This is a genomic window from Rufibacter latericius, from assembly GCF_003721515.1.
Classification (GTDB): domain Bacteria; phylum Bacteroidota; class Bacteroidia; order Cytophagales; family Hymenobacteraceae; genus Nibribacter; species Nibribacter latericius.
This window is the reverse complement of the sequence record NZ_RJJD01000001.1, coordinates 593653-608766: the sequence shown is the minus strand read 5'-3', so window position 1 is coordinate 608766 and position 15114 is coordinate 593653. Positions and strand designations below refer to the sequence as shown.

Below are 15114 nucleotides of genomic sequence, written 5' to 3'. Positions count from 1 at the left end.
TCCCCGCATTGAAGTTAACATGATTCAGAAGAAAGCCTTTTTTACCCTCCTGTTGTTGCTTGGCGCATTCGGTGCATCAGTCGTAGCCAAACCCAAGCATCCTCTGCTGCCCGCCTCCAAAAAAGAAGTGGCAGACCAACTGCACAAAGCCAACGCTTACTGGCAGAGCGCCAACCCTATGCCCGGTTGGGCTTTCTGGGATGTGGCGGCTTACCACACCGGCAACATGGAGGCCTACAAAATCACCAAAAACGAAGCCTACCGCCGGTATTCAGAGGCTTGGGCCGAGAAAAACCAGTGGATGGGCGCCAAATCCACGAACAAAGCCGATTGGAAATACTCCTACGGTGAAAAAGACGACTACGTGCTCTTCGGGGACTGGCAGATCTGTTTCCAGACCTACATTGACCTGTACTGTCTGGACGGCGCCAAAGACGACCGCAAAATCGCCCGCGCCCGCGAGGTCATGGAATACCAGATGAGCACGCCCAAAAACGATTACTGGTGGTGGGCCGATGGCCTTTACATGGTGATGCCCGTCATGACCAAACTCTATAAGGTGACCGGCAATAAACAGTATTTGGAGAAACTGCACGAGTACCTGACCTATGCCAACTCCATCATGTATGACGCAGACGAAAAACTCTATTACCGCGATGCCAAATACGTCTACCCCAAGCACAAAAGCGCCAACGGCAAAAAGGATTTCTGGGCGCGCGGAGATGGTTGGGTGTTTGCCGGTTTAGCTAAGGTATTGCAGGATCTGCCTAAAAAAGACCCGCACCGCAAGGAGTACGAGCAGCGCTTCAAAGACATGGCCAGCGCCATCGCCCGCTCGCAGCAAGCCGAAGGCTACTGGACCAGAAGCATCCTGGATCCGGCCCACGCGCCAGGCCCTGAGACCAGCGGCACCGCCTTCTTTACCTACGGCTTTCTGTGGGGCATCAACAACGGCTTGCTGGACAAAAAAGAATACCTGCCCGTAGCCGCCAAAGGTTACCATTACCTGACCAACACCGCGCTGCAGCCTAACGGAAAAATCGGCTATGTGCAGCCCATCGGGGAGAGAGCCATTCCGGGGCAGGTGGTAGACGTGAACTCCACCACCGGTTTCGGGGTAGGGGCGTTTTTGCTGGCTGCCTCGGAGATGTACCGCCTGCTGGATTGACGGAATACAGTTCGGGGTTTTACCCCTGATTTCCTAAAAACAGCCCCAAAACGGCTTCTCGGGAAACACTAACTAGACCAAGTGCTTTCAAAATTTTAATAAACGTTTTTACTCCCATGCGGTACCGTGCCAGTGTTCTTCTGCTGATTGTCTCCCTGTTTTTCAGTACTCATTTGTGGGCGCAAACAGAGGCGGACCCTACCGTGAAGGCGGGAGCGGGCCAGAAAACTTTTCAGGTCATCAACCCTGACTATAAAACCAGTCCACACACAGGCATGACCCGCCAGCATTGGAAAGACGCGGCGCAGTACCTGCTGGAGGGAGCCTTCCAATACGTGAAGACCGTGGAGGACCCCATGGTGTTTCCCAAGCAGCCCGGCAAAAGCTATCCGCGCGATGGGGTCCACACGCCCACCGAGATGCTGGAAGGCCTCTGCCGCACCTTGTTTGTGGCCGTGCCCCTGCTCAAAGAAAACCCGAACCTGGAAATCAACGGCATCAAGGTCGCTGACTATTACCGGCGCCAGTTGGTGAAACTGACGGAACCCACCAGCCCCACCTATGTGAAGCCCCGCGCCAGTAACGGCGGTCCGAGCCAGATTCTGGTGGAGTTCGGCGGATTGGCGGTATCGCTTTTCTACGCGCCCGACGTGCTCTGGAAACCGCTGACCCCCCCGCAGAAGGAAATTCTCTCCAAAACCATGCTCAGCTACGGCGATGGCCCCACCATCGGGTCTAACTGGCGCTTCTTCAACATCTTCGTGATGAGTTTCTTCAAGGAGCAGGGCTACCCGGTAAACGAGAAACTGATGCTGGAGTACCTGGATAAGTCGCTGGAGCAGTACCGCGGCCAGGGTTGGTACAATGACAGCCCCGCCTACGATTACTATAGCATGTGGGCTTTCCAGATGTATGGACCGCTGTGGGCCGAGTTCTTCGGGAAGAAACACCACCCGGAGTATGCCGCCCGTTTTGTGGCCAATTTCAAAGAATTAGACGAAAACTACCCGTACCTGTTCAGCCGCGATGGCCAGATGATCATGTGGGGCCGCAGCATCGCCTACCGCTTTGCCGCCGTGGTACCGTTCCCGCTCATGGGCTTGACCCAGGAACCCGGGACCAATTATGGCTGGATGCGCCGAATCGCCTCGGGCACCATCCTCCAGTTCCTGCAGAACCCCGATTTCATGGCCCCTGATAACATTCCAACCTTAGGCTTCTACGGTGCCTATGAACCGGCCGTGCAAATCTACAGCGCCCGCGCCAGTGCCTTCTGGATGGGCAAGGCGTTTCTGGGCCTGATCGTGCCCGAGGGCAATCCGTTCTGGACCGCGGTAGAGAATGAAGGTGCTTGGGAAAAAGAGCTCAGCAAAGGCAACGTCTACAACAAATTTCAGGAAGGCTCCAAGATCCTCATCACCGATTATCCCAACATCGGGGCCGCCGAGGTACGGGCCTGGTGCCATGAAACGGTAGCTAAGGACTGGCAACTGTTCCGATCCACCGAGAACTACAACCGCCTTTCCTACAACAGCGCTTTCCCATGGCAAGCCGATGGCCCTAACGGCGAAGTGGCCATGAACTACGTCATCAAAAACCAGAAAAACGAGTGGGAAGCCCTGCGGCTCTTCACCTTCAAAAAGTTTGACAACGGCATTTATTACCGCGATGCAGTACTGGAAACCAATGACCAAATAAAACTGAGCCTAGCCGATGTCCCACTACCCAACGGTATCCTCCGGGTGGATTTGAACACCAGCACCCAGGCTTCACAACTTCGCCTGGGTCACTACGCCTTGCCCCAGTTGAAGACCGCTATCAGAAAAGAAAGCCGGAAAGTGAAAGGCCATCCGGTGCAGATCATCGACAACGGCGAGTACCAGTTGGCCCTGGTTTCCCTCAGCGGGTGGGACGGGCTGGAAGCTGTCAACGCGACTGGCCTGCACCCCGTGAGCAAAGAAAGCACCGTCCTTACCGTGACCGATCAATTCCAGCCAAGCCAAAAGTCGGAGGTGTACGCTACCCTGATGCTCTGGAAGAAATCTGGGGAGAAATGGACCGACGAGGAACTGGTGCCGGTGAAGAAAATTAGCCCAGCTGCCAATGGGAAATCGTTTACGGTCTCTTTTAGAAAAGGAGAGGCAAAAACGGTCCGTTTCGAGTAGGACGATGGGCAGCATTATACATTAGACAATTGGGCAAGGCCGTTTTGGGGCCAGAAATCCCAAAACACCTTCAAAACAGAACATATGCCTTTGCTTTCAGGCGAGGTGATAACAGGAGATAGAATATGAACAAATGGTACGGGCTTCTTTTATGCCTACTAATGCTGGGGCAGTTTGCTTGCAGCAGGCGGCAATTTGCCTACCAACCCGATGCTCAGCCTCCCACGGAACTGCCAGGTTATTCTCTGGTCTGGCACGATGAGTTCAACGCCAATGGGAAGCCTGATAGCGCTAGCTGGGGCTACGAACTCGGGTTTGTGCGCAACCGTGAACTGCAGTGGTACCAGCCGCAGAATGCCACCTGTTCCAAAGGAGTTCTGGTGATTGAAGGCAGGCGCGAGAACCTGGAAAACCCCAGGTTCGAGGCTACCCATAAAGACTGGAGACGTCACCGTGAGTTTGCTGAATATACCTCGGCCAGCCTCCATACCCTAAACAAGAAGTCCTTTCAGTACGGGGTTTTTGAAGTAAGGGCACGAATAGACACCGCGATGGGTATGTGGCCCGCCATCTGGACTTTGGGAGTTGCTAAGGAATGGCCCGCAGGCGGAGAAATAGACCTGATGGAATTCTACCGGGTGGGAAACCGTCCTACCATCCTAGCCAATGCGGCATGGTCAGATGATAAAATGAAAGCGGTCTGGGATGACGCCAGAATCCCGTTTTCGAATTTCCTGGAGAAGGATGCCCAGTGGCCCTGCAAGTTCCATGTCTGGAAAATGGACTGGACAACTGAATACATAAAGCTCTACTTAGACGGCGAACTGCTCAACGAGATTGACTTAACCAAAACCCTGAACCCCGATGGCTTCAATCCCTTTCACCAGCCGCATTACCTCCTGTTGAACCTGGCGATTGGCGGCAATGGGGGAAACCCTTCGGGGACACCATTCCCTAAAAGATATGAGGTGGATTACGTGCGGGTGTATCAGAAAAAATAGGGCGGCTCCGAGATTTGGAGGCTAGTGGAATAAGGTTTAAGCGTGTTTTAGAAAAAATCAGGATGAAGCATATTAAAAACATACGAGTGCATTGCAAGGCTATTCTGCTGGCTGTCACATTGCTGGTGGTGATTTCCTGTTCGCCCAGCACTATCAAAGAAACAGCAAAGCAGGGAGGCGGCTGGCAAACGCTCTTCAACGGCAAGGACCTGAAGGATTGGATCGTCAAAATTCATCATCATGAGGTAGGAGACAATTACGCGCAGACGTTTAGAGTGAAAGACGGCGCGTTGCAGGTGAATTATGATAACTACGGAACCTTCAATGAACGGTACGGTCATCTGTTTTACAAAGCCCCGTTCTCTTCTTTCCATTTGAAATGGGAGTACCGCTTCACCGACCAATGGTTGAAAGATGCGCCTTCCTACACCTATCGGAACAGCGGCATTATGTTCCATTCCCAGAGCCCAGAATCCATCTTAAAAGAGCAGGATTGGCCAATTTCCGTGGAGTTTCAGTTGCTGGCGGACGCCGGAGACGGCAAACCCCGCCCCACCGGAAACATGTGCTCCCCGGGTACTGATGTGGTGTACGAAGACAAAATAGATGACCGGCACTGCATCAACTCTTCCTCGGCTACCTATGCGTGGGATCAGTGGGTGAAAGCCGAACTGATTGTATTGGGAGATTCCTTGGTGACGCACCTCATCAACGGTGACACGGTGCTGCAGTATACCCGTCCGCAGATCGGGGGAGGAGTGGCCAACAACTATGACCCCACAGTAAAGCAGGATGGCAAGCGCCTGACACAGGGCTACATAGGCCTCCAGAGCGAAGGCCAGGGAATTGAATTCAAGGATATCAAGATCAAGCGATTAGACTAGGAAAGAACGCTGCAGGACGGGAGGTTCATGCCTTTTTTAGGGGTGTTTTTCCAAAAGATACATAAACCTGAATAGCAGATTATTTTATGCGCCATAAAGATTGAACCGATGTAACAGCCACCAATAAGTATCCCCCAGATATATTCAGATGCGGCAGGTACTTTTCCCTCGGGTAAAAGAGGAGGAAGATGCCGGCATCAAAAGCTTACCCTTTACCATTAACTTACCAGTAATAATGAATCAAACCAGGTCCAAACTTTACATACTGCTTCTCTTGCTTCTGCTCAGCCTCACCGGACAGGCCCAGCAGCTCAGCGGGAAGCCTGGCACCTTTACCGTCGGGAACAAGGAGTTCCTGCTCAACGGCAAGCCCTTCGTAATCCGGGCGGCCGAGCTGCACTACCCCCGTATTCCGCGCGAGTACTGGGAGCACCGCATCAAGCTCAGCAAGGCCATGGGCATGAACACCATCTGTATTTACCTCTTCTGGAACCTGCACGAGCAGCAGCCGGGCCAGTATGACTTCAAAGGCCAGAACGATGTGGCCGAGTTTGTGAAATTGGCCCAGAAAAACGGCATGTACTGCATTGTGCGGCCCGGGCCGTACGTATGCGCCGAGTGGGACATGGGCGGCCTGCCCTGGTGGCTCCTCAAGCAGAAGGACGCGCAAGTGCGCACCCTGCAGGACCCGTACTTCATGGACCACACCAAGCTGTTCCTGAAAGAGGCGGCCAAACAGCTGGCCCCCCTGCAGATCCAGAACGGCGGCAACATCCTGATGGTGCAGGTGGAGAACGAGTACGCCACTTTCGGCGACGAGCAGGCTTATATGGAGGCCACCCGTGACGCGGTGCGTGAGGCTGGCTTTGACAAAGTGCAGCTTTTCCGCTGCGACTGGCCTTCTAACTTCAACAAATACAAATTGGACGGCGTGGCCACTACGCTCAACTTCGGAGCGGGCACCAATGTGGAGGAGGCCTTCAAAACCTTCAAGGAACTGAATCCCACCGCGCCGTTGATGTGCAGCGAGTACTGGTCCGGTTGGTTTGACCATTGGGGCCGTCCGCACGAGACCCGCTCGGTGAGCAGCTTCATCGGCAGTTTGAAAGACATGATGGACCGCCGGATTTCCTTCAGCCTCTATATGGCCCATGGCGGCACCACCTTCGGGCAGTGGGGCGGGGCCAACGCGCCACCTTACTCGGCCATGGCCACTTCCTATGACTACAACGCGCCGGTAGGCGAGCAGGGCAACACCACCGAGAAGTTCTTCGCCGTGCGCGACCTGCTCAAGAACTACCTGCAGGAAGGCGAGACCCTGGGCGAGATCCCAGTCGCCAAACCCATCATCGAGATCCCCGCGTTCAATCTGACCAAGAGCGCAGCCCTGTTCGCCAACTTGCCGGCAGCCAGGAAGACCGAAACGATCCAGCCCATGGAGAACTTTGACCAGGGCTGGGGCCGCATTCTGTACCGCACCACCTTGCCGGCCTCGGCCTCGGGGCAGAAGCTGGTGATCACCGAAGTGCATGACTGGGCCAACGTGTTCGTGAACGGGAAGTCCATCGGCAAGCTGGACCGGCGCCGGGGCGAGAACACCGTGACGCTCCCCGCCTTCCAGGGAGACGCGCAACTGGACATCCTGATAGAGGCCACCGGCCGGGTGAACTACGGCAAGGCCATCATCGACCGAAAGGGCATCACCGAGAAAGTGGAGCTGAACGACGGCCGGAAGAACACCGAGCTCAAAAACTGGCTTGTCTACAACTTCCCCGTGGATTATAAATTTCAGAAGAAAGCGAAGTTCAAGAAGGGCACGGCAGATGGTCCGGCCTGGTACCGGGGCACGTTTGACCTGAAAGAAACCGGCGACTCGTTCCTGGACGTGAGCAAGTGGGGCAAAGGCATGGTGTGGGTGAACGGGCAGAATCTGGGCCGCTTCTGGAAAATCGGGCCGCAACAGACGCTGTTCGTACCGGGCGTGTGGCTCAAGAAAGGCCGCAATGAGGTGATAGTGTTGGACGTGGACCAACCCGAGGCGACCACCATCGCGGGACTGAAAGAACCCATCCTGGACCAGCTTCGGGCCGAAGAGTCTTTAACGCACCGCGCCAAAGGCCAAACGCTGAACCTGGAAGGGGAGAAGGCAGTGGCCACGGGCTCGTTCCCGGCGGGCAGCGCCTGGCAGCAGGTGACCTTCGACAAGGCGGTGCAGGGGCGTTACCTCTGCTTCGAGGCCCTGAACTCGCAGAAACCGGATGATCCTTATTCCTCTATCGCGGAGCTGGAGCTGGTAGATGAGAAAGGGAACCCCGTATCCCGCCTGAAATGGAAAGCCGTCTACGCCGATAGCGAGGAGGTGACCGGTGCTAACAACGCCGCCGACAAAGTGTACGACCAACAGGAGTCTACTTTCTGGCACACCCAGTACTCCGGCGACAAACCCAAGCACCCGCACCACCTGGTAATTGACTTGGGCGAAAATGTGACCGTGAAGGGCCTCCGCTACCTGCCCCGCTCCGACAAGAACACTGGCGGCATGGTGAAAGACTACCGCATTTACCTCAAAAGCAGTCCATTCAAAATGTAAGACATAGAGGAAAATATCCCGAAGGGAAGGCTATCTGTCTTCTCTTCGGGCATTCCTGTTTCAGGGCAGTTTCTATAAAAATAAGGCATTAACCGCTCTGTCAGGGCAAGAAGTTTCTTTCCTGGATGAAGCATTACTTAAGAACTCCACCACCACATGAACAAACAACTTTCCAGAAACCTGGCGAAAAACTGCGCGGCCTTTTGCCTGGCCATCGGGGTATTGGGCTCAGCCTGCTCTCCGCAGGTGGCAAAAAAATCCGGGTCTGACCAAACGGGGGCCGAAATGAAAGCGCCGCAGGAGAAGTACAGCGGGTATCTCTTTACCTACTTCACCGGCAATGACAAAAGCGAAGAGGCCATCCGGTTTGCAGTGAGCCCAGACGGCTATCATTACCGGGCGCTTAATGGCAACAAGCCCATCATCTCTTCAGCCCAGATCAGCTCCACCGGTGGCGTGCGCGATCCGCATATTCTGCGAAGGGCCGACGGCAAAACCTTTTACATGGTGGTGACTGACATGGTATCGGCGAACGGCTGGAGCTCTAACCGGGCCATGGTCTTGCTCAAATCCACGGACCTCATCAACTGGACCTCCAGTGTGGTGAACATCCAGAAGAGATTTGCCGGGAACGAGAAACTGCTGCGCGTGTGGGCCCCGCAGACCATCTATGACCCCGAGGCCAAAAAGTACATGGTCTACTTCTCCATGAAGCACGGCGATGACCCCGATAAGATCTACTACGCCTACGCCAATCAGGATTTCACCGACTTGGAGAGTGAGCCCAAGCAACTGTTTTTCAGCCCCACCAACGGCGCGGCCATTGACGGTGACATCGTGCTGAAAGACGGCAAATACCACCTGTTCTTCAAGACCGAAGGCGAGGGATCGGGCATCAAGATCGCGGTGTCTGATAAACTGACCGGCGGCTACGTCTTGCAGGACAAGTATGTACAGCAGACCAAAGACCCCGTGGAAGGCGCGGGCGTGTTCAAACTCATCAATGAACCCGGCTACATCCTGATGTACGATGTGTACACCAAAGGCCGCTACCAGTTCACCAAAACCACCGATCTGCAGAACTTTACCGTAGTGGACACGGAGGTGTCCATGAACTTTCATCCGCGCCACGGCACCGTCATTCCCATCACCTCCAGAGAATACGAGGCGTTGGTTTCTAAATGGCTGACGGCAGAAGAAGTGCTGCTTACCGCCAAAGCGCCCGAGCTGAAACGGTTCAACGTGGCCCTAGACTCTGTTAAAAGAACCCTGCATCTTCCGGTAAAACCCGGTACAAACCTGGCTTCCTTCAAACCGCAGTTCGAGTCCTTCCCGGGCGTGACCGTTTCCCCTTCTGCGGCCGATTTTTCAAAAGGAGCCGTAAACTACACCGTGGAGATCAAAGGGCAACAACCCCAGACTTTTGCCGCTACTGCCCGCGAAGACCATAACCCGGTGCTGGATGGCTACTTCGCAGACCCAGACATCATTTACGCAGAAAAGACCGGCAAATACTACATTTATCCTACCAGCGACGGGTTCAACGGCTGGTCGGGGACCTATTTCAAGACCTTTTCTTCCCCGGACCTGGTGAACTGGAAAGACGAAGGCGTGATCCTGGATTTGCCCAAAGACGTGAGTTGGGGAAAAAGAAACGCCTGGGCTCCGGCCATCATCGAGAAGAAAGTAAACGGCCAGTATAAGTACTTCTATTACTTCACGGCGGCCCAGAAGGTAGGCGTAGCCGTATCGGATAGCCCAACCGGTCCTTTCGTGGATTCCGGGAAACCGCTGGTAGACCAGTTGCCGCCAGGCGTGAAAGGCGGTCAACAGATTGACCCTGATGTGTTCACCGATCCTAAAACCGGCAAGAGTTATCTGTACTGGGGGAACGGCTACATGGCCGGCGCCGAGCTGAACGCCGATATGGTATCTATCAAACCCGAGACCATCAAAGTCCTTACCCCGGATAACACCTTTAGAGAAGGAACCCACGTGCTCTTCCGCAAAGGCATCTACTACTTCCTGTGGTCAGAGGATGACACGCGCAGCGAGAATTATCGGGTACGCTACGGCACTTCCACCTCGCCGTTGGGCAAGATCAAGGTTCCCGCTAATAACCTGGTCATCGCCAAAGACCCCGCGTCCGGGATCTACGGTACCGGGCATAATTCCGTGATTCAGGTGCCCGGCAAAGACGAGTGGTACATTGTCTACCATCGGTTCAACTACCCCAAAGGCATTACCATGGGCGATGCCGCCGGCTTCAACCGGGAGGTGGCCATTGACAAGATGGAGTTTAATGCAGACGGTACCATCAAGCAGGTGAAGCCTACGCATGAAGGTCTCAAACCACTGCGGTAAGCTTAAGCATGATGCCAGAGGAATCTTGCCTGATTAGCTGTATCTTTTTGACCAGTAGATTCCTCTGGTTTTCCTCAATAATTACCTGTTGATCATTATGAAGAAATTTTTAGCGCTGTCGGGGCTTTACGCGGGGGCGGTTATGTTTCAGACCGCCCTGGCCGGCCCCGGGAAAACGGTGAACGAACCAGACTCGGTGTACCTTTTCTCTTACGGCACCGAGAAAAACGGCGGCCGGAACGGGCTGCACTTTGCCTGGAGCCGCGACAAGGAGAAATGGTTCAGCATCGGGAGCGAGTACGGCTTCGTGCGGTCAGACTACGGCAGGTGGGGCGCCGAGAAGCGGATGCACACGCCCTATGTGTTCCGCGGTCCCAACGGGGTTTGGCAGGCCGTGTGGAGCCTGAACGATCGGGAACCGCTTTTCGCGCACAGCGCCTCCCCGGACCTGGTGTATTGGGGACGGCAGAGCTACCCGATGGTGAAAGGAAGTGCCCATGTGCTGCGGCCTGTGGTCCAGTATGAGGCTCAATCGGGGAACTACGCCATCACGTACGCAGACGCTTCGGGTAAGTATTACCGGGTCACCACCAAAGACTTCAATGCCTTTTCGCCGGCTACGGAAGTACCGGCGGCCCAGTACCGGGACAACAGCCAAAAGGTGACCTTGCCGGAGGGCAACGCAACCGGGCAGGTGCACCGGGTGGCCTGGACGGACGTGGACAGGCTGGTAAAAACCTATGAGCAGAAACAGTTCAAAAGCAGCCAGTACAGTGAGACCATGGCGCAGGATGCCCAGCGTTTTGCCGGGCTGAAACCAGTGGAGGCCAAAATCACTATAGAGGCGGCCAAGGCAAAACCCATCAGCGATCTGTTGGTAGGCGTCTTCTTTGAGGACCTGAACTACGCAGCCGACGGTGGACTGTATGCCGAGCTGGTGCAGAACCGCGGGTTTGAGTACTCGCCTAGCGACAAGGAAGGTCACGATAAAAGCTGGACCAACACCCACTCCTGGAGCCTGAAAGGCGAGAACACTTCGTTCACCGTGGAGACCGCCGCCCCAGTGCACCCCAACAATCCGCATTACGCGGTGCTGGAGGCCAAAACGCCGGGGGCCTCATTGGTAAACGCCGGGTTTGATGGCATCTCCGTCCAGAAAGGGCAACGTTATAACCTCTCCCTGTTTACAAGGCATTTACAAGGAAAGAGCTCCAAACTAGAAGTGCGCCTGATCAGTGAAAAAGAGGGTGTTTTGGCAAAAACTACCCTAAACGCTCCTGCGGGCAATTGGAAGAAACTCACCGCAGTGCTGACGCCCAACAAGACCGCCGCCGATGCGCGCCTGGAACTGCAACCACTCACCGAAGGGAAGCTAGCCCTGGATATGGTCTCTTTGTTTCCCCAGCAGACCTTCAAAGGCCGGAAAAACGGCCTGCGCGCTGATCTGGCGAAGACCATCGCTGATCTGAAGCCGCGTTTTGTTCGGTTCCCCGGAGGCTGTGTGGCCCACGGAGACGGCCTGGAGAACATCTACCACTGGAAGAATACCATCGGGCCGGTGGAGGCCCGCAAGCCGCAGCGTAACCTGTGGGGCTACCATCAGTCCGTGGGTTTGGGCTACTTTGAGTACTTCCAGTTCTGCGAGGACATCGGGGCCCAGCCGGTGCCGGTGGTCGCGGCGGGCGTGCCTTGCCAGAACTCCGGCAGCAGTCCCCAAGGCGGTGGGCAACAGGGCGGCATCCCGATGAGCGAAATGGACGAGTACGTGCAGGATGTCCTGGACCTGGTGGAGTACGCCAACGGCGACGTGACCACCAAGTGGGGCAAGAAACGGGCCGAGGCGGGCCACCCCAAACCGTTCAACCTGAAATACATTGGCGTAGGCAACGAGGACCTCATCACCGATGTATTTGAGGAGCGCTTCGCGATGATCTACAAGGCGCTGAAGGAAAAGCACCCCGAGATCACGGTCATCGGCACGGTGGGGCCTTTCTCTGAGGGCACCGACTACGTGGAGGGCTGGGACATCGCCGATAAGATGGGCCTGGCCATGGTGGATGAGCACTATTACCAACCGCCGGGCTGGTTCATCCACAACCAGGACTACTATGACCGTTATGACCGGAACAAGTCAAAAGTCTATCTGGGCGAGTACGCGGCCCATTTGCCCGGCCGCCCTAACAACCTGGAAACCGCCCTTTCTGAGGCCCTGTACCTGACCTCGGTGGAGCGCAACGGCGATGTTGTGCACATGACTTCCTACGCGCCGCTGCTGGCCAAAGAAGGCCACACCCAATGGAACCCCGACCTGATCTACTTCAACAACACCGAGGTAAAGCCCACCGTGGGATACGAGGTGCAGAAACTCTTCGGCCAGAACGCCGGCAGCGAGTACCTGCCCAGCACCGTGAGCCTGTCCAACACCCAGGAGGCGGTGAACAAGCGGGTGGCCGTCTCGGTGGTGCGTGACCCTAAGAGCAAGGATGTGATCCTGAAAATGGTGAACCTGCTGCCAGTGGCCGTCACCTCCTCGGTGGACCTGAAGGAATTAGGTTCCTTCGGCGACAAGGCCACCAGAACCGTGCTGCAGGGAAACCCCACTGACAAGCTCCTGAAGCCAGCGGAAACCACTATGGCGTTAGCCGATCTTTCAAACACGGAGTTGCCGGCTTACTCCTGCACCATTATCCGCCTGAAGTTTTCCAGAAAGTAATCTGAAGTAAATTCATTGCCCTCTGTTTTGGGGCTTAATTTCTAAAAACAGGCTTAAAACAGAAGAGCTTATCTTGCTCGGTACACGTGATCAAGGTCAAAGTTTCTTAATGTAGCTGGTTTCCTGTTTTGGGGCTGTTTTACAAAAAATGGCCCCAAAACAGGAAACTTCACCAATACCAACATCAAACCTTTCTGCTCAATTTATCCCTTGTTCTATGAAACTATTCGTGGCGTTTCTTTTCTGCCTTTGCATGAGTACTGCTGCTGCCTTCGGGCAACTCAGTAACGTAATGGAGGTGGTAAGTCCAGATAACAAAATAACCGTCAGCTTTTGGCTCCAGAACCGGCAGCCTTTTTACCGGGTACAGCACGGGCAAACCGTGGCGCTGCAGGATTCAAAGTTAGGCGTGGTGCGGGAAGACGTTGATTTGTCCCAGAACCTGACTTTGCTGGACTTTTCTAAACTTGAGAAAGTCAAAGACTCTTATGAAATCCTGACCTCGAAAAGAAAGAAAAACACCTATCTGGCCAACCGGAAAACGGCCCATCTGCAGGGAGCCAACGGCGAGAAAATGGACATTATCTTTCAGGTGTCCAATGACGGGGTGGCGTTCCGGTATTACTTTCCGGGTACCTCCAAAGACGTGAAAATGATAAAAGAAGAGGTCACTTCTTTCCGTCTCAAACAAGACGCGAAAGCCTGGATGCAGCCCATGTCTGATGCCAAGACGGGCTGGTCGCAAACCAATCCGTCTTACGAGGAACATTACCTGAAAGGCGTGCCGGTGGGTACTCCTTCGCCTCTCAAAGCGGGTTGGGTTTACCCGGCCTTGTTCCAGACCGGCGATACCTGGGTGCTGCTCTCGGAGACTGGCATGGACGGAAGCTACTGCGGTACCCGGTTGCGCCAGAATGCCCCCAAAGGGGAGTACCAGGTGGGTTTTCCGCAGGAACAGGAAAAATATCCGGGCAATGTCCTGAATCCGCAGTCTACGTTGCCCTGGTTATCGCCTTGGCGACTGGTGACCGTGGGCTCGCTCAAAACCATCGCGGAGTCTACTATGGGGACCGATCTGGCCCCGGCCGCGGTGAAAATGGATATGTCCTTTATCAAACCTGGTCAGGCATCCTGGAGCTGGGGCTTGCTGAAAGACGATTCCATTGTGTATGACGTGCAGAAGCGGTTTATTGATTATTCTGCCAAAATGAAATGGGAGTACTGTCTGATAGATGTGAACTGGGACACCAAAATCGGGTATGACCGGATTAAGGAACTGGCAGATTACGCCAAAACCAAAAATGTGGGGCTTATCCTCTGGTACAATTCCTCCGGCACCTGGAACACTACGCCCTATACACCCAAAGGCGCACTGGTAACCCCGGAGGCCAGACGCAAAGAGTTCGCCCGCCTGCAGCAGATGGGCATCAAAGGCGTGAAAATAGATTTCTTCGGGGGCGATGGCCAAAGCGTGATGCAGTATTACCTGGACATTCTGAAAGACGCCGCCGACTACCAGTTGTTGGTGAATTTCCATGGCTGCACCTTGCCCCGCGGCTGGCAGCGTACCTACCCCAACCTCATGACCATGGAATCCATCAAAGGATTTGAGTTTGTGACCTTTGAGCAACCCAACGCAGATGAACAGGCGGCCCATGCCACCATGCTTCCTTTCACGCGCAACGTCTTTGATCCCATGGATTTTACGCCGCTTAACTTGTCAGAGATTCCGGGCAAGGTGCAACGGAAAACGACCAAAGGGTTTGAGACTGCCTTGTCGGTTCTATTTACGTCCGGCATTCAGCACTACGTGGAGACACCCACCGGCATGGCGCAGGTACCTACTTTTGTGCAGGATTTCTTGAAAGAAGTGCCTGCGGTTTGGGAAGACTCCAAATTTATTGAAGGGTACCCCGGAAAATCAGTAGTCATGGCCAGAAAAGGAAACAACCGCTGGTACGTGGCTGGCATCAATGGCGAGCTACAAGAGAAGACCCTTACTCTGGATCTTTCATTTCTGGCTAAGAAAACGGCTAACCTTATTACCGACACGGCAGATAAAACCTCTCTGCAACAGAAATCAGTTAAACTCCCTGCCGATGGGAAATATTCTGTCACCCTTAAACCCAACGGTGGTTTTGTAATGGAGTTTTAACGGTTTACCTCCTGTTTTTAGGCCGTTTTCTGAAGAACGGCCTTAAAACAGGAGGTACCAAAATCCTCTCCTTA

8 protein-coding genes are annotated in these 15114 nt (G+C 54.6%); all 8 read left to right on the top strand.

Features of this window, described 5'->3' with window-relative positions; genetic code table 11:
* The first annotated feature begins 19 nt into the window (after nucleotides 1-19).
* The 8 genes from EFB08_RS02420 (at nucleotide 20) to EFB08_RS02385 (ending at nucleotide 15040) form a co-directional block, all read left to right on the top strand.
* Nucleotides 20-1168 carry a glycoside hydrolase family 88/105 protein gene (locus EFB08_RS02420; protein ID WP_123125301.1) on the top strand — a complete coding sequence of 383 codons (1149 nt, stop codon included), beginning with the start codon at nucleotides 20-22 and terminating at the stop codon, nucleotides 1166-1168.
* 116 nt (nucleotides 1169-1284) lie between these two features.
* The gene (locus EFB08_RS02415) at nucleotides 1285-3333 is read left to right on the top strand and encodes a DUF2264 domain-containing protein (RefSeq protein ID WP_123125300.1); all 2049 of its coding nucleotides are present in this window, start codon (nucleotides 1285-1287) and stop codon (nucleotides 3331-3333) included.
* A 125-nt stretch (nucleotides 3334-3458) separates the two neighbouring features.
* The gene (locus EFB08_RS02410; RefSeq protein WP_123125299.1) at nucleotides 3459-4334 is read left to right on the top strand and encodes a glycoside hydrolase family 16 protein; all 876 of its coding nucleotides are present in this window, start codon (nucleotides 3459-3461) and stop codon (nucleotides 4332-4334) included.
* A gap of 62 nt (nucleotides 4335-4396) precedes the next feature.
* Nucleotides 4397-5218: a 3-keto-disaccharide hydrolase gene (locus tag EFB08_RS02405; RefSeq protein ID WP_123125298.1), complete on the top strand. Its 822-nt coding sequence runs from the start codon at nucleotides 4397-4399 to the stop codon at nucleotides 5216-5218.
* A 235-nt stretch (nucleotides 5219-5453) separates the two neighbouring features.
* Nucleotides 5454-7808, top strand: a complete 2355-nt coding sequence (locus EFB08_RS02400; protein WP_123125615.1) for a beta-galactosidase — start codon at nucleotides 5454-5456, stop codon at nucleotides 7806-7808.
* A 156-nt stretch (nucleotides 7809-7964) separates the two neighbouring features.
* A complete protein-coding gene (locus tag EFB08_RS02395) occupies nucleotides 7965-10172 on the top strand; it encodes a family 43 glycosylhydrolase (protein WP_227006178.1) in 2208 nt (735 codons plus the stop codon).
* Nucleotides 10173-10269: 97 nt separating this feature from the next.
* Complete coding sequence (locus tag EFB08_RS02390; RefSeq protein WP_227006177.1) at nucleotides 10270-12885, top strand: alpha-L-arabinofuranosidase C-terminal domain-containing protein; 2616 nt, start codon at nucleotides 10270-10272, stop codon at nucleotides 12883-12885.
* A gap of 217 nt (nucleotides 12886-13102) precedes the next feature.
* Nucleotides 13103-15040, top strand: a complete 1938-nt coding sequence (locus EFB08_RS02385) for a glycoside hydrolase family 97 protein (protein ID WP_227006176.1) — start codon at nucleotides 13103-13105, stop codon at nucleotides 15038-15040.
* The last annotated feature ends 74 nt before the right edge of the window (nucleotides 15041-15114 follow it).